Annotated in this window: 21 protein-coding genes; 16 read left to right on the top strand and 5 right to left on the bottom strand. The window is 70.3% G+C overall.

Annotated features, from left to right (window positions below):
- Window positions 1-43: 43 nt before the first annotated feature.
- Together ACWF9G_RS20895 and ACWF9G_RS20890 are read right to left on the bottom strand one after the other, a co-directional pair.
- The gene (locus tag ACWF9G_RS20895; protein ID WP_452517175.1) at window positions 44-1,828 is read right to left on the bottom strand and encodes a DEDD exonuclease domain-containing protein; all 1,785 of its coding nucleotides are present in this window, start codon (window positions 1,826-1,828) and stop codon (window positions 44-46) included.
- 248 nt (window positions 1,829-2,076) lie between these two features.
- Window positions 2,077-3,303 (bottom strand): ATP-binding protein, encoded by a 1,227-nt coding sequence (locus ACWF9G_RS20890; RefSeq protein ID WP_452517173.1) that lies wholly within the window; start codon window positions 3,301-3,303, stop codon window positions 2,077-2,079.
- A 667-nt stretch (window positions 3,304-3,970) separates the two neighbouring features.
- On the opposite strand from ACWF9G_RS20890, the gene ACWF9G_RS20885 reads away from it, so the two are divergent.
- The 13 genes from ACWF9G_RS20885 to ACWF9G_RS20825 all read left to right on the top strand — a co-directional run bounded on the left by ACWF9G_RS20885 (window position 3,971) and on the right by ACWF9G_RS20825 (window position 16,238).
- On the top strand, window positions 3,971-4,540 hold the full coding sequence (locus ACWF9G_RS20885; RefSeq protein ID WP_452517171.1) for a C40 family peptidase: 570 nt from the start codon (window positions 3,971-3,973) through the stop codon (window positions 4,538-4,540).
- A gap of 227 nt (window positions 4,541-4,767) precedes the next feature.
- Window positions 4,768-5,781 carry an NlpC/P60 family protein gene (locus ACWF9G_RS20880; protein WP_379309504.1) on the top strand — a complete coding sequence of 338 codons (1,014 nt, stop codon included), beginning with the start codon at window positions 4,768-4,770 and terminating at the stop codon, window positions 5,779-5,781.
- A gap of 7 nt (window positions 5,782-5,788) precedes the next feature.
- Entirely contained in the window at window positions 5,789-6,802 is a 1,014-nt protein-coding gene (locus tag ACWF9G_RS20875) for a hypothetical protein (protein ID WP_452517169.1), read from the top strand.
- Between the two features lie 32 nt (window positions 6,803-6,834).
- A complete protein-coding gene (locus tag ACWF9G_RS20870) occupies window positions 6,835-7,962 on the top strand; it encodes a glycosyltransferase family 4 protein (protein ID WP_452505353.1) in 1,128 nt (375 codons plus the stop codon).
- 43 nt (window positions 7,963-8,005) lie between these two features.
- Complete coding sequence (locus ACWF9G_RS20865) at window positions 8,006-8,401, top strand: polyketide cyclase / dehydrase and lipid transport (protein WP_379309500.1); 396 nt, start codon at window positions 8,006-8,008, stop codon at window positions 8,399-8,401.
- A gap of 53 nt (window positions 8,402-8,454) precedes the next feature.
- A complete protein-coding gene (locus tag ACWF9G_RS20860) occupies window positions 8,455-8,892 on the top strand; it encodes an SRPBCC family protein (protein WP_379309499.1) in 438 nt (145 codons plus the stop codon).
- Window positions 8,889-10,169 (top strand): ArsA family ATPase, encoded by a 1,281-nt coding sequence (locus ACWF9G_RS20855; RefSeq protein WP_452517226.1) that lies wholly within the window; start codon window positions 8,889-8,891, stop codon window positions 10,167-10,169. The genes ACWF9G_RS20860 and ACWF9G_RS20855 overlap by 4 nt, the downstream gene beginning before the upstream one ends.
- Complete coding sequence (locus ACWF9G_RS20850) at window positions 10,159-10,920, top strand: hypothetical protein (RefSeq protein ID WP_452517166.1); 762 nt, start codon at window positions 10,159-10,161, stop codon at window positions 10,918-10,920. Before ACWF9G_RS20855 ends, ACWF9G_RS20850 begins: the two co-directional genes overlap by 11 nt.
- On the top strand, window positions 10,917-11,912 hold the full coding sequence (locus ACWF9G_RS20845) for an ROK family protein (protein ID WP_379309496.1): 996 nt from the start codon (window positions 10,917-10,919) through the stop codon (window positions 11,910-11,912). The genes ACWF9G_RS20850 and ACWF9G_RS20845 overlap by 4 nt, the downstream gene beginning before the upstream one ends.
- A gap of 116 nt (window positions 11,913-12,028) precedes the next feature.
- Window positions 12,029-12,757: a lysophospholipid acyltransferase family protein gene (locus ACWF9G_RS20840; RefSeq protein ID WP_379309495.1), complete on the top strand. Its 729-nt coding sequence runs from the start codon at window positions 12,029-12,031 to the stop codon at window positions 12,755-12,757.
- Between the two features lie 92 nt (window positions 12,758-12,849).
- Entirely contained in the window at window positions 12,850-13,623 is a 774-nt protein-coding gene (locus tag ACWF9G_RS20835; RefSeq protein WP_379309493.1) for a sporulation protein, read from the top strand.
- Window positions 13,624-13,736: 113 nt separating this feature from the next.
- On the top strand, window positions 13,737-15,125 hold the full coding sequence (locus tag ACWF9G_RS20830) for an ABC1 kinase family protein (protein WP_452517163.1): 1,389 nt from the start codon (window positions 13,737-13,739) through the stop codon (window positions 15,123-15,125).
- Window positions 15,126-15,128: 3 nt separating this feature from the next.
- On the top strand, window positions 15,129-16,238 hold the full coding sequence (locus tag ACWF9G_RS20825; RefSeq protein ID WP_452517161.1) for an AraC family transcriptional regulator: 1,110 nt from the start codon (window positions 15,129-15,131) through the stop codon (window positions 16,236-16,238).
- On the opposite strand, the gene ACWF9G_RS20820 is transcribed toward ACWF9G_RS20825, so the two are convergent.
- Window positions 16,157-17,647 carry a flavin-containing monooxygenase gene (locus ACWF9G_RS20820; RefSeq protein ID WP_452517159.1) on the bottom strand — a complete coding sequence of 497 codons (1,491 nt, stop codon included), beginning with the start codon at window positions 17,645-17,647 and terminating at the stop codon, window positions 16,157-16,159. The two genes, ACWF9G_RS20825 and ACWF9G_RS20820, sit on opposite strands and share 82 nt — an antisense overlap.
- A gap of 158 nt (window positions 17,648-17,805) precedes the next feature.
- Between ACWF9G_RS20820 and ACWF9G_RS20815 the strand changes: the two genes are divergently transcribed.
- Together ACWF9G_RS20815 and ACWF9G_RS20810 are read left to right on the top strand one after the other, a co-directional pair.
- Window positions 17,806-19,359 (top strand): alkaline phosphatase D family protein, encoded by a 1,554-nt coding sequence (locus ACWF9G_RS20815; protein WP_452517157.1) that lies wholly within the window; start codon window positions 17,806-17,808, stop codon window positions 19,357-19,359.
- Window positions 19,360-19,410: 51 nt separating this feature from the next.
- Window positions 19,411-20,682 carry an FAD-binding oxidoreductase gene (locus ACWF9G_RS20810; protein WP_379311217.1) on the top strand — a complete coding sequence of 424 codons (1,272 nt, stop codon included), beginning with the start codon at window positions 19,411-19,413 and terminating at the stop codon, window positions 20,680-20,682.
- 86 nt (window positions 20,683-20,768) lie between these two features.
- Here ACWF9G_RS20810 and ACWF9G_RS20805 read toward each other — a convergent pair whose 3' ends face one another.
- Both ACWF9G_RS20805 and ctaC read right to left on the bottom strand, forming a co-directional pair.
- Window positions 20,769-21,185, bottom strand: a complete 417-nt coding sequence (locus tag ACWF9G_RS20805; protein WP_379311216.1) for a cytochrome c oxidase subunit 4 — start codon at window positions 21,183-21,185, stop codon at window positions 20,769-20,771.
- A gap of 10 nt (window positions 21,186-21,195) precedes the next feature.
- The gene (ctaC, locus tag ACWF9G_RS20800; RefSeq protein WP_378855290.1) at window positions 21,196-22,317 is read right to left on the bottom strand and encodes an aa3-type cytochrome oxidase subunit II; all 1,122 of its coding nucleotides are present in this window, start codon (window positions 22,315-22,317) and stop codon (window positions 21,196-21,198) included.
- A gap of 352 nt (window positions 22,318-22,669) precedes the next feature.
- Between ctaC and asnB the strand changes: the two genes are divergently transcribed.
- Entirely contained in the window at window positions 22,670-24,613 is a 1,944-nt protein-coding gene (gene asnB / locus ACWF9G_RS20795) for an asparagine synthase (glutamine-hydrolyzing) (RefSeq protein ID WP_452517154.1), read from the top strand.
- Window positions 24,614-24,673: the final 60 nt, after the last annotated feature.

The following is a 24,673-nucleotide window of genomic DNA, read 5'->3' as shown; positions in this document are numbered from 1 at the left end:
CACCGGACGTGACAGGCGGTTCCATGATCCTCCCGCCGGGTGGTCACCGTTGCGCCAGGTATTGCTCCTCCTCGCTGACGGTGGTCGCGGCGGTGCGCGCCAGCTGGGCCCAGTCCTGCCAGCGGGCCGCGCCGTGCAGTGGTTCGCGGTAGCCCTCGCTGGTGCGGACGATGCGGGCGCCGGGTTTGGCGAGCCAGCGGGCGATGACGCCGACTTCTTCGGGCGGCGCTCCGCGCAGGGGCGGAATGTCGTCGTCGGGAGGTGGCTCGCCTGATGCCGCGTCGCCCAGATCGGGGATCACTGTCTCGGCGGCCGCGACGATCTGGTCGACGATCGCCATGGGTGGGGTGCCGCGTTGTGCTGTGCCCGCCGCGGCGAGGCGGCCGTAGCGGATGACCGAGAATTCCCAGCCGCCCGCGCCGTCGGGCAGGGCGATGATCAGCTCCGGGATGCGGGCGAGCGCGGCGAGGCGCTGGGTGCGATGCAGCATGGTGACGACGGTGGCGGTGCGGTCACGCAGGCGCGCCGCCGCTTCGAAATGTTCGGCGGCGGAATGGGTTTCGATGCGATCGAGCATGGCGCGCAGCAGTGCGTCGGAGCGGCCGGTGAACAGGTCGCGTACCGCGTCGACCGCCGGGGCGTAACCGGTGGCGTCCAGGTCGGCCTCGGGGCGAGCCGCGGGGCAGCCGCCGACCACCGCGGGCGGGCAGGTGTGTCTCGCCGTGCGGGTGAGGCGGGTGGCGCAGGTTCGCAGTCCGGCGAACTCGGCGATCGTCGCGGCCACGTCGACGGCGTCGGTGCGAGAACCGAACGGCCCCAGTGCTGTTCGGGTCGGGGTGCGCACGGCGACGAGCCGGGGAAAGGCCTCGTCGCTTGTCGTCAGCCACCAGCCGCGCCGGGGGAACTTCGAGCGGCGGTTGTACGGCGGCGCGTGCGCGGCGAGCAAGCGCAGTTCGCGCACGCCCGCTTCCAGGCCGTGCGCGCACACCACATGGTCGACCCGGATCGCCAGTGCCACCATCTCTTTCATCCGGCCGCGGGTCTCCGAACCGGTGAAGTAGTTGCGGACGCGGCGGCGCAGATTGACCGCGGTCCCTATATAGAGGACTTCGTCGGACGGACCGCGGAACAGATACACCCCGGGCGCGCTCGGCAGATCGCCGGCGAAAGTGCGCTTGGCCCGCTGGGTTCCGGTGACGCCGGGCAGGTAGTCGAGCAGTTCGGTGAGGCTGTGCACGCCCTGGTTGCCGACCCGGCCGATCAGCGCGTGCAGCACGTCGACGGTGGCGCGGGCGTCGTCGAGGGCACGGTGTGTCGGGGTGGTCGAGGCACCGAGGATCTGGGCGAGCACCCCGAGGCGCGCCGAGGGCGCCTCGTCGCGGGTGAGCACCCGTCGCGCCAGTTTCACCGTGCACAGCACCTGCGGGTTGGGCCAGGCGATGTCCTGGCGCGCCGCAGCGGCTTTGAGGAACGCGGTGTCGAAGCGGGCATTGTGCGCCACCAGCACCGCGCCCGCCGCGAACTCGAGAAAGCCCGGCAGCACCGCCTCGATCCGCGGCGCCTCGTACACCATCGCCGTGGTGATCCCGGTGATCTGCACGATCGCGGGCGGGATCGCGAACCCCGGATTCACCAGGGTCGCGAACTCCCCCAGCACTTCTCCCCCGCGCACCTTCACCGCCCCGATCTCGGTGATCGAATCCCCGTCCGGGCTGGTCCCGGTCGTTTCCAGGTCGACGACGACGAAGGTGGTGTCGTACAGCGGAGTGTCGAGTTCGTCGAAGGCCAGCTGACGGGCGGCAGCCGGGAGCGGAACGGGATCGGGCACGGCGAGCAGCGTAGGGCGAGGGTCCGACACGCTCACCGTGCTCGACGGTCCGCGCGGTGCGCGCCGAGTCGGCGGCCGTGGCGCCGGCACCGGATCGCAGCCGGCTGTAGGCCAGCTGAGCGTGGGCGTCGCTGTTGTCGGGGTCGGCGGCCAGCACCGGCGCCAGCTCGGCCCGCGCCGCCTCGTACCGGCCCAGGTCGATCAGCGTGGCGGCCCGGTCGAGTTGTTGTTCGCTCATCGCGCTCGGCTCAGCGCTGTTTCATCCGCTCGAGATAGACAGCCAGATCGTCATAGCTGCCGTCGCCGTTGGCGAATTCGACCACATTGCGGGCGGATTCGAACCAGGCGCCGGTGCTCGGCCGGATCTGGGCCAGCGCGGCCTGCACGTCGGCCATGCCGATCGGGCGCACCTGCCCCGAGCGCAGGGAGTCCGCCATCGCGAGCTGGGTGGCCGAGGTGCACACGTGGGCGAGGTCGGCGCCGGAGAGTCCCTTGGTGTGCGCGGCCAGCGCGGCCAGGTCGATGCCTGCCACCGGGCGGTCGCGCAGGTTGTAGTGCAGGATCGAGCGGCGGGCGGGCGCGTCGGGCAGGCCGACGAAGATCATCCGGTCGAACCGGCCCGGCCTGCGCAGGGCGACGTCGACATCCCACGGATGGTTGGTCGCGCCGAGCACGAAGACGCCCTCGTTGCTGTGGGTGGCCGAGTCCATCTCGGTGAGCAGCTGATTGACCACGGTGCGCATGGTCGAGGAGCCGTGCATCTGGCTGCGCTTGTGGCCGAGCGCGTCGACCTCGTCGAGGAACAGCACACACGGCGCGTTGCGGCGGGCCATCTCGAAGATGCTGTGCACATTGCGCTCGCTGGCGCCCGTATAGATGTCGAGGATGTCCGCGATCTCGATCGGATAGAAGTTGGCGCCCAGCTCACCCGCGACCGCCGAGGCGAGGAAGGTCTTGCCGCAGCCGGGCGGGCCGTAGAGCAGGAGTCCGCCGCGCGCGGAGGTGCCGAACGCCTTGGCCAGGTCCGGATTGCGCAGCGGGGCGAGCAGGGTCAGGTCCAGCTGGCGCTTCACCTCGTCCATGCCGCCGACATCGGCGAGGCGCAGGGTCGGGCGCTCCACCGTGGCGGCGTCGTCGTCGGTGACGAACTCGGTGGGCGCGGCGTCGACGAAGGCCGGTTCGATGATGTCGCCGACCTGATCCTCCGCGGCGGCCCAGTCGTACTCCGGCGCCGGACCGGTTTCCGGAGCGGGCGCCGGTGAACCGCCGGACAGTGCGTTCGTGCAGCGCGTCATCAGGGCCAGGACCTGCGCGTTTCCCGGATGGTGGCCGAGCGCGACGCCGCAGTGGGCCAGCGCGTCGGCGTAGCGACCGCGGTCGAGATACAGCTCGATGACGCAGACGCGCAGCGCGAGCACCCCCGGACTGCGCTCCACCATCGTCAGCAAGTCGGTCAATACCTGGTCGTCGGCCACCCGCGCCCCCCTTCGAACTGCGAACATTCGGCCGTACCCTAACCGCCGCAACAGGATTGACGGAACCGGTAAACGCCGAGTCCCATCCACCGGGACGGTGCCCTGGCGCCGGGCCGACATGCTCGCCGTCGGCGATTCGCCGCGAGACTTTCGTTCCGATGCGAACAAAATGACCTTGGTCAGACCCGATTGAGACCGGGCTCACAGTTTGCTGGAAATCACATGACCGCGCCGAATTTCATCGGGTAAGAGTGATTACCGATCTGAGCATGCCCGGACGGGCGGCGCGCCGCCTGCGCGTGCGACTGGGCGACCGACCGGTTAATAACGCGACGCGCGGAAACGACCTGGGGATTCACCCCTAGGGGTAGACCAATAGGCCGCGAAGAAGCCCAGCGGCGACGCGCCGGGTAGCGGCCCGGAAGCCCGCAGAGACGACCTGGCGTTATCGTTTCGTGATTGGTGTGACGCAGCTCGCAGGCGAAGTCGGCCGATATCGCGGAATTTGCTTCCCGGACCGATGTCCGACTTTACAAACCACCGTGATGTCTTCGTAACCTTTTTGAGACCTCACGGAGTCCCCTCGGACCGGAAACGGTGCACCGGGATGAAGCCCGCCGCGTCATACGGACACGGCGTCGTGGGGCAGATTGGAAGTACCCGCATCATGGCGACCAACACCGTCAAGCGTCAGGCGCAGCGAGCCGTTGCCGCCGGAGCCGTCGGCGCTGCCACCATCGGCGCGTTCCTCCTGCCGGCCGCTCCCGCGTCGGCGACGCCGGTCACCGTTCCCGGAATCGGCACCTTCGAGGTGCCCAACGAGATCCCGGTCCCCCAGGGCATCCCCGGCATCGAGATCCCCGGCGCGCCGCCGGTGTTCACCGCGCCGCGTGCCACCGCCGCGGACATCGCGCTCGACGCCGCGCTGAGCAAGGTCGGCTCCCCCTACGTCTACGGTGCCGCGGGCCCGGACGCCTTCGACTGCTCGGGTCTGGTCCAGTGGGCCTACCGTCAGGCCGGCATGGAGCTCCCGCGCACCAGCGGCGCCCAGCTCGGCGCGGGCACCCCGGTCTCGATCGACGACCTGCGCCCCGGCGACCTGGTGTCGTTCTACGGTGGCGGCCATTCGGGCCTGTACGCGGGCGACGGCAACGTCGTGCACGCGTCCACCTCGGGCACCCCGGTGCAGCTCGCCCCGGTCTCCTCGATGCCGTTCGCGGGCGCTCGCCGCTTCTGATCGAAGGAACGGTGCGTCGTTCACGGGGAAGGGCGCACCGTGACCTCTCCGTGGCCTACTGGACACGGGCATACGCGGTTCCGTAACCTGATCGAGACCTTCTCGCCGGACGCGGGGATCCAGTTCGGGTAAGGCGCCGTAGCGGCGGACAACGAGAGAACGGGGCACGGCGCACTGTGACTGCACACCACCGGAATCCGCGCGTGCCGCGAGGCATCGCCGGAGCCATGTCCGCCGCGATCCTGGTGTGCGCCGCGTACGCCGCCGGCCCCTCCCTCGCCGATCCGGTCGCCCTGCCGAGCACCGCGGGCGACGCGATCGCCAGGATGGTCGACCTGTCCCGGCAGGCCGAGGCACTCAATCAGGCATCGCTCACCGCGCAGCAGGACCTCGACGCCAAGCTGTCGGTCCAGCGCGAAACCGACGACAAGCTCGCCGCGAGCACCGCCGTCGCCGATGCCGCCCGCGCCGAGGTGCGCAAGTTCCAGCCGATGATCGATCGCACCGCGATCGCCACCTACACCGGCGCGCGCACCGATCGCATGTTCGCGGTGCTGTCGAGCAATTCGCCGCAGCAACTGCTGGACAAGATGTCCATGCTCGACGTGCTCTCCCAGCAGACCGCCGCGAGCGTGCGCGAGTTCAAGAAGGCCGCCGACAGCGCGACCGCCGCCGAGTCCGTCGCCCGCGCCGCCGCCGACACCGCCCGCGCCGCGACCGCGGCCGCGGAGTCCGTGCGCGCCGACGTCGACCGCAAGCGCAACGACCTCACCGTGGCCACCACCCAGGTCGTCGAGGCCTGGGGTGCGCTCTCGGCCAGGGACAAGTCCACGCTGGCCGGTTCGCCGTTCCCGCCCGGATTCGATCGCGACTCGCTGCTGCAGGGCCTGGTCCCCGGCAGCGGCACCAGCGCGCTGGCCGCGGCCCTGACCCGCGTCGGCGATCCGTATGTCTGGGGCGCCACCGGCCCCGACCAGTTCGACTGCTCCGGGCTCGTGCAGTGGGCCTTCAAGCAGGTCGGCAAGAACGTGCCGCGCACCAGCTCCCAGCAGGCGAACTTCGGCACCCCGGTGGCCAAGGACGACCTGCAGCCCGGCGATGTCGTGCTGTTCTATCCCGGGATCTCGCACGTCGGTATCTACGCGGGCAACGGCATGATGGTGCACGCCTCCACCTTCGGGGTGCCGGTGGCCGTCGCGCCGATCAACACCACCCCGTACCACTCGGCCCGGCGATACTGAGCCGACGGTGACCGATCCGTCGCGCCGCTCGTCCGGCCTCCGTTCCTGGTTCTCGGCCAACGGCCGCCTCGAATTCGTCCTCACGCTCGCCTCGGTCACCCTGCTGACCGGGGCGTGCCTAGCCCTGATCCTGGTGCCGCGCAACGCGGGCCCGCTGCAGCTGGCCACCGACGAGGCCGAGGTGCTCGACACCACCGAGGGCATCGACGACCCCCGGCTGACACCGGTGCGGCGCGAACTACAGCCGTTCGGCCCGATCCTGGTGCGCCGGGTCGCCGCGGGCGGCGAGGCCGACGCGCTGCTGGTGGCCCATCCGGGTCATCGCGCCGATCTGGATGTCCTCGAACACGAACTCGAGCTGGCGATCGCCGATGTGAGCGCCGCGTGGGGTGTCGACTGGAATCGCGCACCGGTGATCGTCGTCGCGGGAACCCCCACCGAGTTCACCGCCCTGACCAGGGCCGCGGGCGCGACGACCACCGCGGATGTGGCCGCCGTGTCGCTCACCGGCTCGTACGCGCCCGGTACACGGCCCACCGACCAGCGGATCGTGTTCAATCCCGACGCGCGCCGCCGGGTCGGCGACGAGGGTCTGGCGACGCTGCTGCGGCATGAGCTCACCCACGTCGCGACCAGGGGCGTCACCACCGACGGCGCACCGCTGTGGATGCTCGAGGGCTACGCCGAGTACGTCGCCCAGCGCGGTCAGGGCGCCACCTTCTCGCAGATAGCACCGACGCTCACCACCCGGCTGCGCGCGGGCGCCCTGCCCACCGAGCTGATCGGCGACGCCGACTTCACCGGGACCGACGCCGCCTACGCCTACGAATCCGCCTGGAGCACTTGCGCTTTCCTCGCCGATCGCTACGGCCCCGCCACCCTCACCGAGCTGTACAAACGGCTCGCGACCGGCCCACAGTCCCCCGCCGCCCAGGACGCCGCGTTCACCGCCGTGCTCGGCGCCTCGCGCGCCGAACTGCTCGACGGCTGGCGCGCCTGGCTGCGCGGCCGCGCCGTCTGACCACCGACGCTTACCTATTAGGTTGTTCACTTATGGCCCGAACTCTGCTGGTTACCAACGATTTCCCGCCTCGGCCGGGTGGAATCCAGTCGTATCTGCACGCGCTGGCGAATCAGCTGCCGCCCGACGACCTGGTCGTCTACGCACCGCGCTGGCGTGGTGACAGTCACGAGAAGTTCGACGCCGCGCAGAAGTTCCGCGTCGTTCGGCATCCGACGACGCTCATGCTGCCGACCCCCGGCGTGATCAAGCGGGCGGGCGCGCTGCTGCGCGAGCACGACTGCGACACCGTCTGGTTCGGCGCCGCCGCACCGCTGGCCGCCATGGCGCCGATGCTGCGGCGCGCGGGTGCCGAGCGGATCCTGGCCAGCACCCACGGCCACGAGGTCGGCTGGTCGATGCTGCCGGGCGCGCGGCAGGTGCTGCGCTCGATCGGCGAGAACACCGATGTCGTCACCTATGTCAGCAAATACACCCGTGGCCGGTTCGCCTCGGCGTTCGGCCCGCGGGCCGCGCTCGAGTACCTGCCGCCGGGTGTCGACCCCGCCGAGTTCCGGCCCGACCCGGCCGCGCGCGCCGAACTGCGCGCCCGCTACGGCCTCGGCGACCGGCCGACGGTGCTGTGCCTGTCGCGCCTGGTCGCGCGCAAGGGCCAGGACATGCTGATCGTCGCCATGAACGAGGTGCGCGAACGCGTCGACGGTGCGGTCCTGGTGATCGCGGGCGGCGGACCGTACGAGACGCGGCTGCGCGGGCTGGCCGAGGCGCTCGGCGTCACCGACAGTGTCGTGTTCACCGGCCGGGTGCCCTCGGGTGAGCTGGCCGCCCATCACACCATCGCCGACGTCTTCGCCATGCCGTGCCGCACCCGCGGCGCCGGCCTGGATGTCGAGGGGCTCGGCATCGTCTTCCTGGAGGCGTCGGCGACCGGGGTTCCGGTCGTCGCCGGCAGCTCCGGCGGCGCGCCCGAGACCGTCCGGGAGGGCGAGACCGGGCTGGTCGTGCACGGACGCTCGGTCGAGCAGATCAGCGACGCGCTCGTCGAACTGCTCACCGACCGCGACAAAGCGGCCGCGATGGGCGCCGCGGGCCGCGCGTGGGTGGAGCGGAACTGGCATTGGGACCGGCAGGGCGCCCGCTTGCGGGAGCTGCTGCGGTGACACCCCGGCCGGTATCGGTGTGGCGTCCACTACGCTCAGCGAGGTGAGCAGTATCCAGGTCGCAGATCAGACCTTTCTCGCGGCGCCGCCCGCCGCGATCGCCGACGTGCTGAGCGCCACGCACAACTGGCGTCGCTGGTGGCCCGACCTGCGCCTCGACGTGCGCGAGGACCGCGGCGACAAGGGCATCCGCTGGACGGTGGCAGGCCCGCTGACCGGCACCATGGAGGTATGGCTGGAGGCCTGCGCCGACGGCGCGATCCTGCACTACTTCCTGCACGCCGAACCCACCGCGGCCAAGCCGATGTCGCCGCGCGCGCTGGCCGCGGCGAACCGGGCCCGCCGGGTCGCGGGCAAGACCATGTCGTTCGAACTGAAGGCCCGGCTCGAGGCCGGTCGACCCGCCGGCGTCGCGCCGGCGGCCGTCGCGGCGCCCTGACGACGCCACCGGCACCGACTGCTCGTCCCGCACGAAAGGAACCGTTGTCCGCCATGGCCGACCGGACCCAGAGATCGATTGTCATCGAGGCGCCGTCCGAGCAGGTGATGGCCGTCATCGCGGATCTGGAGTCCTATCCGGAGTGGGTGGCGGCAGCGCAGTCGGTCGAGGTGCTCGACACCGACGCGGCGGGCAGGGCGGCGACCGCGCGGTTCGTGCTCGACGCGGGCGTCGTCAAGGACACCTACGTGCTGTCCTACAACTGGCGCGCCGACGGCAACGCGGTGAGCTGGCGGCTGCTCAGCGGTGACCTGCAGAAGGCCCAGGACGGCAGCTACGAACTGCGCGAGGGGCCCGACGGCAGCACCGAGGTGATCTACGAGCTGACCGTCGACTTGAACATCCCGATGATCGGCATGTTCAAGCGGAAGGCCGAGAAGGTGATCACCGATACGGCCTTGAAGGAACTGAAGAAGCGGGTCGAGGGCTGAGCGCCCCGGGCGGTACCCGCGTCGAACTGTTCGTCGGCAAGGGCGGTGTCGGGAAGACGACGCTGGCCTGCGCGACGGGCATGAGCTATGCCCGCGCCGGGCGGCGGGTGCTGATCGCCTCGCTCGATCAGGCGCATTCGCTCGGCGACGCGCTCGGCTTCCGTTTCCCGCACGATCCGGGCACCGTCGCCGGGGTGGCCAGGGTGGCGCCCGGGCTCGAGGTGATCGAGATCGATTCCCTCGCCCTGCTCGAGGACCGCTTCCGTGACGTGGTGCGGATGCTGGCCAAGGGCGGCGGGCACGACCACGGCGTCGACCTGACCGCCATCGACCCGGCCGAACTCACCGGCCTGCCCGGCGTGCAGGAACTGCTGATGCTGGTCGAGATCGCCCAGTACGCGGAGGAGGACGACTGGGACGTCATCGTCGTCGACTGCCCGCCCTCGGCCGACATGCTGCGCATCCTCACCGCCCCGGACACCCTGCTCAACTATGTGGAGCGCCTGTGGCCCCGGCATACCCGCACGATGAGCGCGATCGGCCTCGATCTGCGCAAGGCGGTGCTGGCGGCCACGGTCGAGCGGATCGTCGGCGCGGTCACCCAGGTCCGGGATCTGCTCGCCGACCGCACCCGCACCAGCGCGCGGCTGATCACCGGACCCGAACAGGTCGCCGTGACGGAGGCGCGGCGGGTGCGCTCGGCGGCCGCGCTGCTCGGCCTTCGCCTGGACGCGGTGGTGGTGAACAAGGTGCTTGCCCCGGTCCCGCCGCCCGGCGACAACGCCCATCCGGCCGTGCACTGGTACCTCAACCGCCGGGCCGAGCAACTCGAGGTGGTCGCGCGGCTGCACGAGCAGCTCACCGACGTCCCGATCCTGCTCGCCCAGCACGCGGGCGCCGAACCGGTGGGGGTGAACGCGCTGGTCGCGTTCTCCTATGCGGTCGACACGCTGCCCGGCCCGCACGCTCAGGGCGCGGATTCGGGCGAACCGATGGTTCGATGGGAGTCGGGTTCCGGTGTCGACTCCGTGTACGCGATGCGGATTCGGCTACCGGTTGTCGATCCCGGCACTTTGCGGCTGGGCCGAGTGGAGGACGATCTGATCGTGGGAGCGGACGGGGTGCGCACACGCGTACGGCTCGCGCCGGTGCTGCAACGCTGCACGGTGGCGGGCGCCGAACTCGACGACGGTCACCTCGTGGTCCGCTTCCGGCCCGATCCGCAGGTGTGGCCCGCCGATCCGAACTACACGAAGGCCACCGCAGATGAGCAGTGACAGGCAGTCCGACCGCCACGGCCACCCCGACGGTTTCGCCGAGTTCACCGAGGAGCTGCGGCTGCTGGCCGAAGTGCTGCTGGCCAGAGTCGAACCGGTGCTGCGCCGCACCGCCGCCGACGGCCAGGCCGATCTGGGCGGCTGCGCCTGGTGCCCGGTCTGCGCGGCCGCCGCCCTGGTACGCGGCGACCACCACGACGTCGTTGCCGCCCTCGCGGACCACGGGACGTCGATGGTGACTGTGCTGCGCGAGGCGCTCGCCGGTGTCCCCGTCGAGCCGGTGATGCCCCCGGAATGGGCCGAACACGCTGCGGGACACCATGATTCGCACGCGGCATGGGTCCACAACGGTGCCGGTGACCCCGTCACGCCGGACCACCCCGCCGAACCGTCGGCTCCCGCGGATCCCGCGGTGGCTCCGTCGGCCGACCGAGCCACCGGAACCGCGCCGCAGCCCGACCACCCCGACACCGCGGGCCGGTCGCGCCTGCGCTGGGGCTCCGCACGTACCGACCAGTCCGCGACTCCCCGCCCCCGCCGGGTCGACGAATACGCGGCGCCACGACAGCAGGGCGCCCCGGCCGGGACCGGCATGGGCCCGCATATCCCCGCCGATTCCGGAACGCCCTCCGGCACCGGTCTGTTCGCGGCACCGACCGAGGACGCCGACCACCACCGCGACGATCGCCCGCGCACCACCCGCGCGCCACGCTCGCGTTATGTCGACATTCCGGTGACGATCCGGGGATGACCCAGCGGATCGACCGTCAACACCTGCTCACCGTCGGCATCGACGTCGGCGGCACGAACATCCGCGCCTCGGTCGTCGACGCCGAGGGTGAGGTGCTCGACAGCGTGCAGGCCCCGACCCCGCATTCGGCGCGCGCGCTCGAGGACGCCATCGACCGCTCGGTGCGCGAGCTGGCGCGCAGGCATCCGATCGCCGCGGTCGGCCTCGCGGTCGCGGGCTTCATCTCCGACGACCGCTCGACCGTCCTGTTCGCCCCGCATCTGCCCTGGCAGGATGCCCCGGTCGCGCAACGGCTCTCCGCGCGCCTCGGCCTGCCGGTGATCCTGGAACACGACGCCAATGCCGCGGGCTGGGCCGAATACCACTTCGGCGCCGCCGCGGGCGGGCACACCGTGGTCCTTGTCGCCATCGGCACCGGCATCGGCGCCGCCCTGCTCATCGACGGTCAGCTCTACCGCGGCAGTCACGGCGTCGCCCCCGAGCTCGGCCACCTGCAGGTGGTGCCCGCGGGCCGGGCCTGTGCCTGCGGCAAGCGCGGCTGCTGGGAGCGCTACTGCAGCGGAACGGCACTGGCCGACACCGCGATCGAACTGCTGGCCACCGATCCGGTGCGCTCGGTGCTGGCTCGCGACGTGATCCACGATCCCGGCTCGCTGACCGGACGCCGGGTGGCGGGCGCCGCCCAGGACGGCGACCCGCTCGCGGTCAGGGTGATGGCCGATTTCGCGCGCTGGCTCGGGCTGGGCCTCGCCTTCGTCAGCGACATCTTCGATCCCGATCTGGTCGTGATCGCCGGTGGCGTGAGCAGTTCGGCCCCGCTGTTCCTCGACGAGGCGCGTGAGCACTACGCGAGGGCGGTCACCGGGGCAGGGCACCGGCCGCTGGCGCGGCTGCGCACCACCCAGCTCGGTGAGGCCGCCGGCATGATCGGCGCGGCGGAATTGGCCAGGGCGGCGGTCGGCGCGCCGGTAGCGGGCCGAAGCGGGAGATGAGTGTCACAACACTGTGACTTGGCTACCGTCCTGGGTTGGTTGTGACCTGCGACCAGCGGTAAAGTCGGTTTCCGACGAGGCTGCACACCACGATCCCGGTCCCAAGAAAGGACGCCATGTTCTACTGGCTGCTCAAGTTCGTCTTCCCGGGACCGTTCATGCATCTATACAACCGACCCGTGGTCGAGGGCGTCGAGCACGTCCCCACCGACGGACCGGCGATCATGGCGGGCAACCATCTCTCGTTCTCCGACTGGCTGTTCGCCCCGCTGCTGAGCCCGCGCCGGATCAGCTACCTCGCCAAGGCCGAGTACTTCACCACCCCCGGCATCAAGGGCCGCCTGCAGAAGTTCTTCTTCAGCGGCACCGGTCAGTACCCGATCGACCGCAGCGGCGCCTCCGCCGCCGAGGACGCGCTCAACGCGGCCCGCAAGCTGCTCGACAAGGGCATGCTGGTCGGCCTGTACCCGGAGGGCACCCGCTCCCCCGACGGTCGTCTGTACAAGGGCAAGACCGGCATGGCGCGCCTGGCCCTGGAGACCGGCGTCCCGGTCATCCCCGTCGCGGTCATCGGCACCGACAAGGTGAGCCCGCCCGGACCGTTCAAGTGGCGTCGGCACAAGGTCGTGCTCAAGTTCGGTGCCCCCCTGGACTTCTCGCGCTACGAGGGCATGAGCGGCAACCGTTTCGTCGAGCGCGCCGTCACCGACGAGGTGATGTACGAGCTGATGCGCCTCACCGGCCAGGAATACGTCGACGTCTACGCGCACAGCCTCAAGAAGGGCGTCGCCCCCACCGATCGCCAGCTCGACGCCACCCGCATCCCGGACACCGCCGCCAGCTGACCCGTAATCCGGTGCGCCGCGGCGCACCGAGCCCAGGCACAGCACTGGCGCCCGGCAAGCGAACGATAAGGACCGTCGGCCAGACTGCTCGCATGTTCAAGCAATTGCTGGCCGCGGCCGGTGTCGGCGGCGCCGAGGTCGAAACCGAATTGTTCACCCCCGGCGTGCAACCCGGCGGACTCGTCGACGGCGTGATCCGGTTGCGCGGCGGCCGCGTCGACCAGGCGATCGGGCACGTGGCGGTCGAGTTCGTCACCCGCGTGGAGCGGGAGTACTCCGACGGCGAGGAGCGGATCGCCGACCTCGGCTTCGGCCGGGTCGGCGTCGCGGGGCCGTTCACCCTGATCGCGGGCACGGTGGCCGAATTGCGTTTCGCCGCACCGGTTCCGTTCGAGACACCGATCACCTTCTTCGACGGCCACCACCTGCCGGGTGCCGCGGTCGCGCTGCGCACCGTCGTCGACATCCACGGCGCCGTCGACGCCACCGACACCGATCCGATCGGCATCGGGGCGCTGCCCGCTCAGCACGTCGTGCTCGATGCCGTGCGGCGCATGGGTTTCGGGCTGCTCCGCACCGATGTGGAGGCGGGCACGATCGCCCGGACGCCGCAGCGGCTGCCCTTCTATCAGGAGATCGAGTTCGGCCGCTCGCACCACTTCCCGCGGGTCAACCAGCTCGAGCTCACCTTCGTCGCCGCGGAGCAGGGCATGAGCGTCGTCCTCGAGGCCGATATCGAGGGTGGCTGGTTCCGGGAGGACCGCGACGGGATCGGGATGTTCTGGGTCGACTACTCGCGCCTGGCCGCGCAGGACTGGACCGCCGAGATCCACCGCACCCTGGCCGGGCTCGGCGCCCTCGGCTGAGGGGCCGTAAGCCCACCGGGCCCACCCACCCGCTTGGTAGCCTCTTGCGAGGCACTGAGCCGACGGGTGGGCGGCCACAGCAGTGGCGGGCGTCGGTGGACAGCGAGGTGGACATGGTCGGACGAGACGCAGAGGGCCGGGTGATGCCGTTCACTCGCCGCGCGAAATCGCCCGATGATCCACGGATCGGTAATCCGCCCACCGGCAAGGTCGCCCGCAGCGCCCGGCTCGCCGCGGTGCCCGTCGCCTACGCGGGGCGGCGCATCGCCGGACTCGGCAAGCGCGCCGTCGGCCGCAATGCCGAGGACGTGGAACGCGAAATCCGCACCAGGACCGCCGAGCACCTGTTCCAGGTGCTCGGCGAATTGAAGGGCTGCGTCGCGAAACTCGGCCAACTGCTCGGCCTGCTCGAACTGGGCCTCGCGCCCGACCTGGCCGAGCCGTATCGCCAAGCCCTTGCGCGCCTGCACGACTCGGCCCCCGCCATGCTGCCCGCCGCCGTGCACGCCGAGCTGGCCGTGCACCTCGGTGCGGACTGGCGCTCGCTGTTCCTCGATTTCGACGACCGTGCGGCGGCGGCGGCCTCGGTGGGCCAGGTCCATCGCGCACACTGGCACGACGGCACGCCGGTGGCCGTGAAGGTGATGTACCCCGGCGCCCGCCGTGCCGTCCTGGCCGATCTACACGCCCTGCGCCGCGCCACCCCACTGTTCACCGCGCTGCTGCCCGGTGCCGACACCCGCCCGGTGATCGAGGCGCTGTGCGACGAGATCCACGCCGAACTCGACTACGCGCGGGAAGCGGCCAACCAGCGCGCGTTCGCCCTCGCCTTCGCCGGTGATCCGGACGTGGTGGTCAGCCGGGTGATCGCCCAGCGCGGCGACGTGCTGGTCACCGAATGGCTCGACGGCGCCCCGCTGACCCGGCTGATCGCCCGCGGCGAGGCCGCCGAACTCGACCGGGTCGGCGTGCTGATCCTGCGCTTCCTGTTCTCCGCGCCCGCCCGCGCCGCCCTCGTCTACGGCGACCCGCATCCCGGCAACTTCCTGCGCATGCCCGACGGCCGCCTCGGCGTCGTCGACTTCGGCGCGTGCACCCCGTGGCCCGCCGCCTTCCTCGACGTCGCCGGTGACGTGGGCGCGGCCGTGATCGCCGACTCCCCCGCCGACCTCGAGGCCGCCATCCGCCGCCACGGTTTCGTCGCCCCCGGCCGCGAACTCGACATCGCCACCGTCGCCGCCCGCCTGCAACCGGTCCGCGACGCCCTGCTGGCTCCCACCTACCCGCTCTCGGCCGACTGGCTGCGCAAGCAGGTCCGCCTGGCCACCGACCTGCGCCTGTCGAATGTGTTGCGCCAGTTGACGATGCCGCCCGACCACACCCCGATCCTGCGCTCCTTCCTCGGCGGCGTCGCGGTCCTGTGCCAGCTCGAGACCGAGGTGCCGCTGCGCGCGGAATGCACCCGCTGGTACCCCGAAACCGCGGCCGCAGCGGGGCTATGACCCGTGGTGCACTGGGACATTCCGCGCACGCCGATGGGGGCGCTGCTGACGACCCGCCTCGGCGAGGAGCGCGGTGTCCCCATGGAAACCTGCCTGCGCGGCACCGGGCTCACCGCCGAGCTGCTCGCCGACCCGAACGCCGAGATCTCCGCGACCGCCGAGCTGGCCGTCATCGCCAATCTGCTTCGTGAACTCGACGATCCGCCCGGCCTCGGCGTGCGGGCGGGCAGCCTGTTCCGGCTCACCTCCTACGGCATGTGGGGTTTCGCGCTCATCAGCAGCCCGACCGTGCGCTCGGCGATCCAGGCCGGTCTGCAGTTCATCGACCTCACCTTCGCCTTCAGCGACATCCGGATGCGCCGCACCGACACCGAACTCCAGCTCACCCTCACCGCCCCCGATGTCGCCGAACCGCTGCGCCGCTTCGTGATCGAACGCGACATGGCCGCCATCCAGACGCTGAACCGGGACCTGCTCGCCACACCGATCCCGATCAACCATGTGCGCTCGGCCTTTCCCCCGCCGCCGCCCGCGGACCTCGCGCTCTACACCGAAACCTTCGGGCTGACCCCCGTATTCGACGCCGAGGAGTGCCTGGCCGGTTTCGACCAGGCCCTCGTCGACGCCCCGCTACCGCAGGCCAACGAGCACACCGCCGCCGTCGCGATCGAGCACTGCCGCGACCTGCTCGACCGGCGCAAGGCCCGCGGCGGCACCGCGGGCCGAGTCCGCGACATCCTGGTCGAGCACCTCGCCCAGCCGCCCGACGCGCCCCGGCTGGCGGCCATGCTGTTCGTCAGCGAACGCACCCTGCGGCACCGGCTGGCCAAGGAGGGCACCTCCTACCGTGCCCTGCTCGACGAGGTCAGACAACGACTGGCGGAGGAGATGCTGGTGACCCGCGGCCTGCCGGTCGCCGAGATCGCCCACCGCCTCGGCTATGTGGAGGTGTCGAGCTTCTCCCAGGCGTTCCGCCGCTGGAAAGGCATGGGGCCCCGCGCCTATCGCGATCAGTGCCGGTCGCGCGATGCTCAGCGAGCCGTCGGCACCGGCTCGTCCGCGGCGGTGACGACGAACTCCGCGTCGTCGAAGCGGCGCAGCCGCCTGCGATAGTCGAAGGTGAAGCCGGGCCAGTTGTTGGTGTTGCGGCCCGCCGCGGTCGTGTACCAGCTGGTGCAGCCGCTGTTCCACACCGTCGCGCGGATCGCCTCCTGCACCGCGGCGTTCGAGCGCTCCTGTACCTCGGGCCGCACATCGATCGAGCGCGCGCCCGCGGCGAGCCGGTCGATGGCCTGCAGCACATAGCCGAACTGGGATTCCAGCATGTAGACGATCGAATTGTGCCCGAGGTTGGTGTTGGGTCCGTAGAGGACGAACAGGTTCGGGAAGCCCGCCACGGTGATCCCGAGGTGAGCTTGCGCGCCGTCGCGCCACACCTCGTCGAGGCGACGGCCGCCGCGCCCGGTCACCGTCATCGGCGCGAGGAACTCGTTGGCCTGGAATCCGGTGCCGAGCAACAGCGCGTCGGCCTCGTGCAGCACGCCGTCGGCGGTGCGCGGACCCGTCGGCTCGATCCGGGTGATCCGCTCGGTCACCACATCCACGTTCGGCCGGTTGAGCGTCTCGTAGTAGTCGTTGGAGATCAGGATCCGCTTGCAGCCGATCTTCGTCGACGGAGTCAGCCGTGCCCGGAGCCCGGCATCGGGCACCTGATCGGCCAGGTGGCGCTCGAAACGCCGCTGCACCAACGCCATCGCCCGCGGGAACTTGGTGAACGCGAAGGCGCGCGGTTCCAGCGTCAGATAGGTCGCGGCGCGCGAGAGCGCCAGCAGGCCGGGCACCCGGCGCAACGCGACCAGAGCACGCGCGCTGTAGGCGTAGTCCGGCTTGGGAATCACATGCGCGGCCTCACGCTGGAACAGCTCCAGGCGCGCCGCCCGGCGCGCCACCCGCGGCACGAACTGGATCGCCGACGCACCGGTACCGATCACCGCGACGCGCTTGCCGTCCAGGTCGTAGTCGTGGTTCCAGGTGGCGGAATGGAACATCTCCCCGGCGAATTCGTCGATGCCCTCGATCGCGGGGATCGCGGGCCTGCTCAGCTGACCGGTCGCGGCCACCAGCGCACGCACCCGGTACTCCGCGCCGTCCGCGACCCGCACCACCCACTCCCCGGACGCCTCGTCGTAGGCGGCCGAGGTCACCTCCGCGGCGAACCGGATGTGCTTGCGCAGGTCGAACCGGTCGGCGACCTCGCGCAGGTACGCGAGGATCTCCGGTTGCTCGGCGAACCGGCGCGACCAATCGGCCTTGGGCGCGAAGGAGAACGAATACAGATGCGACGGAACATCACACGCGGCGCCGGGATAGGTGTTGTCCCGCCAGGTGCCGCCCACCTCGTCGGCCCGTTCGAACAGGACGATGTCGTCGTAGCCGGCGGCCTTCAGCCGCACGGCCATGCCGAGCCCGCCGAATCCGGTCCCGATGATCCCCACCGAGGGCCGCGTGGTGTGTCCAGTCATGCCGATGACGGTAGGCGCGCGACGACTCGCGGCACAGTGCGCGAACGGCGGCATAGTTACTAGATCCGGCAATGCCGGTGCGATCCGTACGGCACCGTTCACGCGGTGTTGCCGCGACCGCGTCCCCCTGTTCCGACCGGTGTTGCACCGTGAAACGCATGGCTGGTTCGGATTTCGCGATGTCCCGGCGCACCCTGTTGCGCGCCACCGCCTTCGGCCTGGTGACCACCCCCGCACTGGCCGCGTGCGGCGATGACGGCCCCGGCCTGGTCCGGGCCAGGCCCACCCTCACCCACGGCGTCGCCGTCGGTGACCCGCGCAGCGACGGCGCCCTGATCTGGGCGCGTTCGGACAAGCCCGCGACGCTGATCGTGGAGACCGCGGCGACCGAGAAGTTCAGCGACGTCAAACGATTCACCGGTCCCCTGCTCACCCCAGCCACCGACGGCACCGGCCGGGTCCGCGTCAACGGCCTGCCCGCGGGCGAGCTGGTGCACTACCGGGTCCGCCTCGACGACGAGGACGGCGCGAGCTCGGAGACCGTCACCGGCGTCTTCCGCACCGCGCCGATCGCACCCGCCGACATCAGGCTGCAGTGGTCCGGTGACGTCGCGGGACAGGGCTTCGGCATCAACCCCGAGCTGGGTGGCATGAAGGTCTTCGCCACCATGGCCGCCCGCGACCCGCATCTGTTCCTGCATTCCGGCGACTGCGTCTACGCCGACAACGCGCTGAAGGAGTCGGTGACGCTGCCCGACGGCCGGATCTGGAAGAACATCACCGCCGAGGCCAAGAACGCGCCCGCGGAGACCCTCGACCAGTTCCGCGGCAACTACGCCTACAACCTCACCGACGACAACTACCGCCGCTTCAACGCCGCCGTCGCCCAGATCGTCCAGTGGGACGACCACGAGACCACCAACAACTGGTACCCCGGCGGCACCGTCGCCGCCGACAAGGGCTACACCGAGCGCAGCATGGACACCCTGGCCGCGCGCTCGTGGCAGGCCTTCCACGAGTGGATGCCGCTGGAGCCCTCCGAAGCCGTCGACGGCAGGCTCTACCGCACGATCGCCTACGGCCCGCTGCTGGATGTGTTCGTCCTCGACATGCGCGCCTACAAGGACGCCAACAGCGCCAACACCGCACCGCAGGGCGCGGTCCTCGGCGCCGCGCAGACCAGGTGGCTCATCGACGGCCTGCGGGATTCGAAGGCCACCTGGAAGATCGTCGCCGCCGACCTGCCGCTCGGCGTGATCGTCCCCGACGGCAAGACCGCCTTCGAGGGCCCGGCCAACGCCGCCCCCGGCGCACCGTCGGGCCGCGAAACCGAGATCGCCCAGGTGCTCTCGGCGATCAAGGCGAACAGGGTCGCCGACGTCGTCTGGCTCACCGCCGACGTGCACTACACCGCCGCGCACCACTACTCGCCCGCCCGCGCGGCGTTCACCGATTTCGACGAGTTCTGGGAGTTCGTCTCCGGCCCGCTCAACGCGGGCGCGTTCGGCCCCAACGACCTCGACTCGACCTTCGGGCCCGAGGCGGTCTTCGTGCACGCCCCGCCCGCGCCCAACACCTCGCCGCTGGACGCGCAGTACCAGCATTTCGGTGAGGTCCGCATCGACGGGCGCTCCGGCGAACTCACGGTCGACCTGTGCGACGCGACCGGAAAAGTCCTGTTCAGCAAGCAGCTCGCCCCTGCCCGGAATTAGCTGCGAGGTACCGTGCGCAAGAAACGCCGAGCTGTGGTTAGCTATGCGGTCATGGGCACGCCGCACACCGTTATCTCCGAAGAATATCTCCCCCGGGACACTGCGGATGTCGTTCGCACTGTGCGTGATTCGCGTGATCGTTCGGAACGGTTGACGGTTCGCGGCGGCGAGCAGACCGAAGAGTCCTATGGCTTGACCGATCAGCGCGCGGTGCTCTCGCTGCGCAAGATGAACTCGGTGCTCGACATCAACCTGGGCAGGCGCACCGTCCGCGTGCAGGCGGGCGCCAAGCTCTCCGAGATCGACCGCCGCCTCGGCGCGCACGGTCTCGGTCTGCCCGTGGTCGGCGACCACCGCGACATCACCGCGGGCGGTTTCGCCTCCGTCGGTGGCGTCAGCACGGCTTCGCATCGCTACGGCATGTTCATCGATCAGATCGTCGACCTCGAGTACGTCGACCCCGACGGCCGGATCGGCACCTGCGGGCGCGGCCACCACACCGAGCGGTTCCACCGCATCCTCGGCGCGGGCGGCCGGGCAGGCATCATCACCGCGCTGACCCTCGACGTCGTCGAGGTCGACAAGGACCACACCTGGCTCACCACCGACGCCGACCGGTTCCTCGACTTCGATTCCTTCGTCGAGCACGCCACCACCGAGATCACCAACCCTGGCAGCGCGGCGCTGCAGGTCGGCCGCTGGGTCGACACCGCGCCGCTGAAGGTGGCGCGCCCCGTCGGCACCGGCCAGGTGACCCTCGGCGCCGTCCGCTTCGGCCAGTGGTCGAGCCTCTACCCGACCGCCCCCACCCGTGGCCTGCGCGCCCGGCGCGAGGTCGGCACCCGTACCCGGAAGTCACTGGGCGCCATCGCCTCCGCCGCGGGCGGCCGCGCGGGCATGCCGGTGCGCAATGCCGCGGCGGGCGCGCTGATGTTCGCGCCGAAGGTACTCACCATGCGCGACGCGGAGTACCTGGCCGACACCGTCATCAGCTCCTCCGAGCGCGGCCCGGCCTACCGGGTCGGCGTGTTCGCGCCGCTGGCCAACTACGGTTCGGTGTTCTACGGCCTGCACGACCTGTTCGCCGATCACCGCGAACGCACCGGCTGCTTCACCGTCATCTCCGCGATGACCTACGGTGTGCGCTCGCCGTACCTGCGCGCCGAAGCCGCGGCCCGTGGCCTCGCCGCCGCCGACTACGGCCTGATCACCTTCACCTGCCGCCTGCGCCCCTCGGCCCTGCCCTCGGAGCAGCTGCGCGAGATCGTGTCCGGCATCGACGACATCTGCCGCTCGGAGCAGGCGCTGCGCTACAGCGTCTAGCCCACAGACATCCAACCCACAGACAAAAGGAAGGGCCCCACCGGGATTCCGGTGGGGCCCTTCCTTGCGTTGTGTGTAGCAGTCGCTCAGTGCTTCTCGGCGCCGATGTAGTACTCGAACACCAGCCCCGCGGCGGCGGCGAGCACGAGCACGACGCCGAGGGCGATCAGCCACATCTGGAAGAACGCCAGGCCCAGCGCGGTCACCGAACCAGCGGCGGCCAGGGTGATGGGCCAGAAGCTACCGGGCGAGAAGAAGCCCAGGTCACCGGCGCCGTCGACGATCTCGGCCTCCTCGTAGTCCTCGGGCCGCAGGTCGATGCGGCGCGCGACGAACCGGAAGTAGGTGCCGATGATCAGCGACAGGCCCGCGGTCAGCACGATCGCGGTGGTACCGGCCCATTCGATGCCGGTGCGCGACTGCGCGGTGAAGAAACCGTAGACGATGCCCACCAGGATGAAGAACGCCGTGAGCAGTTCGAAGATCCGCGCTTCGATCCTCATATCAGAATCCTCACTTGCTCTCGTTCACCGAAGCGCTCTTGATATCACGCTTGGTGTTGAAGGGGTACGTGGAGGTGGCCACCGGCGACTCGCCGATCGACTCGAGGGCCTCACCGTTGGTCTTGCCGTCGATGCGCGCCTGCATGTACTTGGCGTACTTCTCCGGCGAGACCGCGCGGACCTCGAAGTTCATCATCGAGTGGTAGGTGCCGCACATCTCGGCGCAGCGGCCGACGAACGCGCCTTCCTTCTCGATCTCGGAGATCTGGAAGACGTTGTCGGACTGGTTTTCCTTCGGGTTCGGCATCACGTCGCGCTTGAACATGAACTCCGGCACCCAGAAGGCGTGGATCACGTCGGCGGCGGCGAGCTGGAACTCGATGCGCTTGCCGGTCGGCAGCACCAGGACGGGGATCTCGTCGCTGGAGCCGATGGTCTCGACCTTGTCGTAGTGCAGGTACGAGAGCAGGTCGTTGGCCGGCTTGCCGTGCAGCGGACCCGGCTGCGGGTGGCCCTCTTCGTTCTTGCGCTCGGCGTACTCGGCCAGCTGCTCCTGGTTGATCAGCTCACGCTCGGAGTCGATGCCGTTCCAGGTCAGCCCGCCGACATTGTTGATGTTGCGGTAGCCGAACTTCCAGTTCCACTGGAAGGCGGTCACGTCGACGGTGACATCCGGGTTGTCGGTCTTCTCGTGCACGTAGTTCTGCACGACCACGGTGAAGTAGAACAGCACCGCGATGATCACGAACGGGATCGCCGTGTAGGTCAGCTCCAGCGACACGTTGTAGCCCGTCTGGCGCGGGAACTCCGGGGAGTCCTTGCGCTTGCGGTGCATGATGACGGTCCAGAAGGTCAGACCCCAGACCAGCACGCCCATGGCGAGCGCGGCCAGCACGGACCAGGTCCACAGCTCCCGCATCCGGGTGGCCTGCGGCGTGATGCCCGAGGGCCAGCCGAACCGCAGCCATACATTGTCGATCGAGCAGCCCGAGACAAGGACGGCAGTGATCCCCAAGGACACCGCCAGCCCGGCCCGTCGAAGGATGCGGCCCTGCCGACCCCGAACGGGTCGTGCCCCGATCTCTTCGCTCGCCTTGTGCGCCACGCTCACGCCTTCCTGGTCGCTACACATTCCGACACATTGCGTCGTCCGGGCCGCGATCCGCCCGTTCCGACACCGCTTTCAAGCACGTTTCAGGCCGCCCTCGAGTATTGCCGCTGTGACGCCTGCACACCTGAGAAGGACCTGAGTACTACGCAGCGTAGACCAAAGCGGGCGCTGACTTGTCGCGGGGTCGTCTTCGACACTCCGCCGCACCCGTGCCGGATGCGGCGACCTGCGGTTTGCCGCCCTCAGCGCGTCGCGGTGGCCGTGGCGACGGGTTGCGCGCGGCGCGTCGTGCCGGTGTGCGGCATACTCGGACACAGCGTTTGGGCCCGGAAGTGGCCACCCCATCATCGAACGAGAGAAGGTTGCCGACACCGTGTGCGGACTGCTCGGATTCCTGACAGCTGATACGGCGACGACCGAGGTGGTCGATCAGGTGTACGACGCGCTGCACTGCCAGCGGCATCGCGGCCCCGATGAAAAGGGAACCTGGCACGACGATCACATGATCTTCGGCTTCAACCGGCTCTCCATCATCGACATCGAGCACTCGCACCAGCCGCTGCGCTGGGGCCCCGCCGAGAACCCGCAGCGCTACGCGATGACGTTCAACGGCGAGATCTACAACTACCTGGAGCTGCGCGAGCAGCTGGCCGCCGAGCACGGCGCCGAGTTCCCGGACGGCAAGATCTTCGCCACCGACGGTGACGGCGAGTCCATCGTGGCCGCCTTCCACTTCTGGGGCCCCGAGGCCGTGCGCAAGCTGCGCGGCATGTTCGCCTTCGCGATCTGGGACACCGAGAAGAACGAGCTGTTCCTCGCGCGCGACCCGTTCGGCATCAAGCCGCTGTTCATCGCCACCGGCCCGGGCGGCACCGCCTTCGCCAGCGAGAAGAAGAGCGTGCTCGAACTGCTGAACCCGCTCGGTGTGTCCGACGACCTCGACCCGCGCGCACTCGAGCACTACACGGTGCTGCAGTACGTGCCCGAGCCCGAGTCGCTGCACCGCAACATCCGCCGCCTCGAATCCGGCACCTACGCCACCATCGAGGTCGGCAAGGAACCGAAGACCACCCGCTACTTCCGTCCCGACTTCCGGGTGCGCCCGTTCGCCGAGGGCGCCGCGCAGGCCCGTTACGCCGAGATCGCGGCCGCGCTCGAGGACTCGGTCGCCAAGCACATGCGCGCCGATGTCACCGTCGGCTCGTTCCTGTCCGGCGGCATCGACTCCACCGCCATCGCCGCGCTGGCGATGCGGCACAACCCGAAGCTGATCACCTTCACCACCGGCTTCGAGCGCGAGGGCTACTCCGAGGTCGACGTGGCCGCCGAGAGCGCCGAGCTGATCGGCGCCCGCCACATCGTCAAGGTGGTCTCCCCCGCCGAGTTCGCCGCCGCCATCCCGGAGATCGTCTGGTACCTCGACGACCCGGTCGCCGACCCGGCGCTGGTCCCGCTGTACTTCGTGGCCAAGGAGGCCCGCAAGCACGTCAAGGTGGTGCTCTCCGGCGAGGGCGCCGACGAGCTGTTCGGCGGCTACACCATCTACCGGGAGCCGTTGTCGCTCAAGCCCTTCGAGTACCTGCCCGCCGGGCTGCGCAAGCTGGTCGGCAAGCTCGGCGACAAGATCCCCGACGGCAAGCGCGGCAAGTCCCTGCTGCAGCGCGGGTCGCTCACCCTCGAGGACCGCTACTACGGCAACGCCCGCAGCTTCAACGACGCGCAGCTGCGCTCGGTGCTGCGCGAGTTCCGCCCCGAGTGGACCCACCAGGACGTCACCGCCCCGATCTACGCCCAGTCCGCGGGCTGGGACCCGGTCGCCCGCATGCAGCACCTCGACCTGTTCACCTGGCTGCGCGGCGACATCCTGGTCAAGGCCGACAAGATGACCATGGCCAACTCCCTGGAACTGCGCGTGCCGTTCCTGGACAACGAGGTCATGCGCGTCGCCCAGGGCCTGCCCTACGACCAGAAGATCACCAAGGAGACCTCCAAGTACGCGCTGCGCCAGGCGCTGGACGGGATCGTCCCCGACCACGTCCTCAACCGCGCCAAGCTCGGCTTCCCGGTCCCCCTGCGGCACTGGCTGCGCGGCACCGAACTCTACGACTGGGCCGAAACCCAGATCGCGGAGTCCCAGACCGACCACCTGATCGATAAGGCGGCGGTCCTGCAGATGCTGCGCGACCACCGCGCCGGCGTCTCCGACCACAGCCGCCGCCTCTGGACCCTGCTCGTCTTCATGGTCTGGCACGGCATCTTCGTCGAGGACCGGATCAAGCCGGAGATCCAGGAGCCGGTCTACCCGGTCTCGCTGTAGTCCCCCGCGACGCACGAACGCCCCCTCGATCGGAAGATCGAGGGGGCGTTCGGTTTTCGG

The organism is Nocardia sp. NPDC055029, assembly GCF_053608525.1.
The sequence above is the reverse complement of the archived record's forward strand: the minus strand, read 5'-3'. Positions and strand labels throughout refer to the sequence as shown.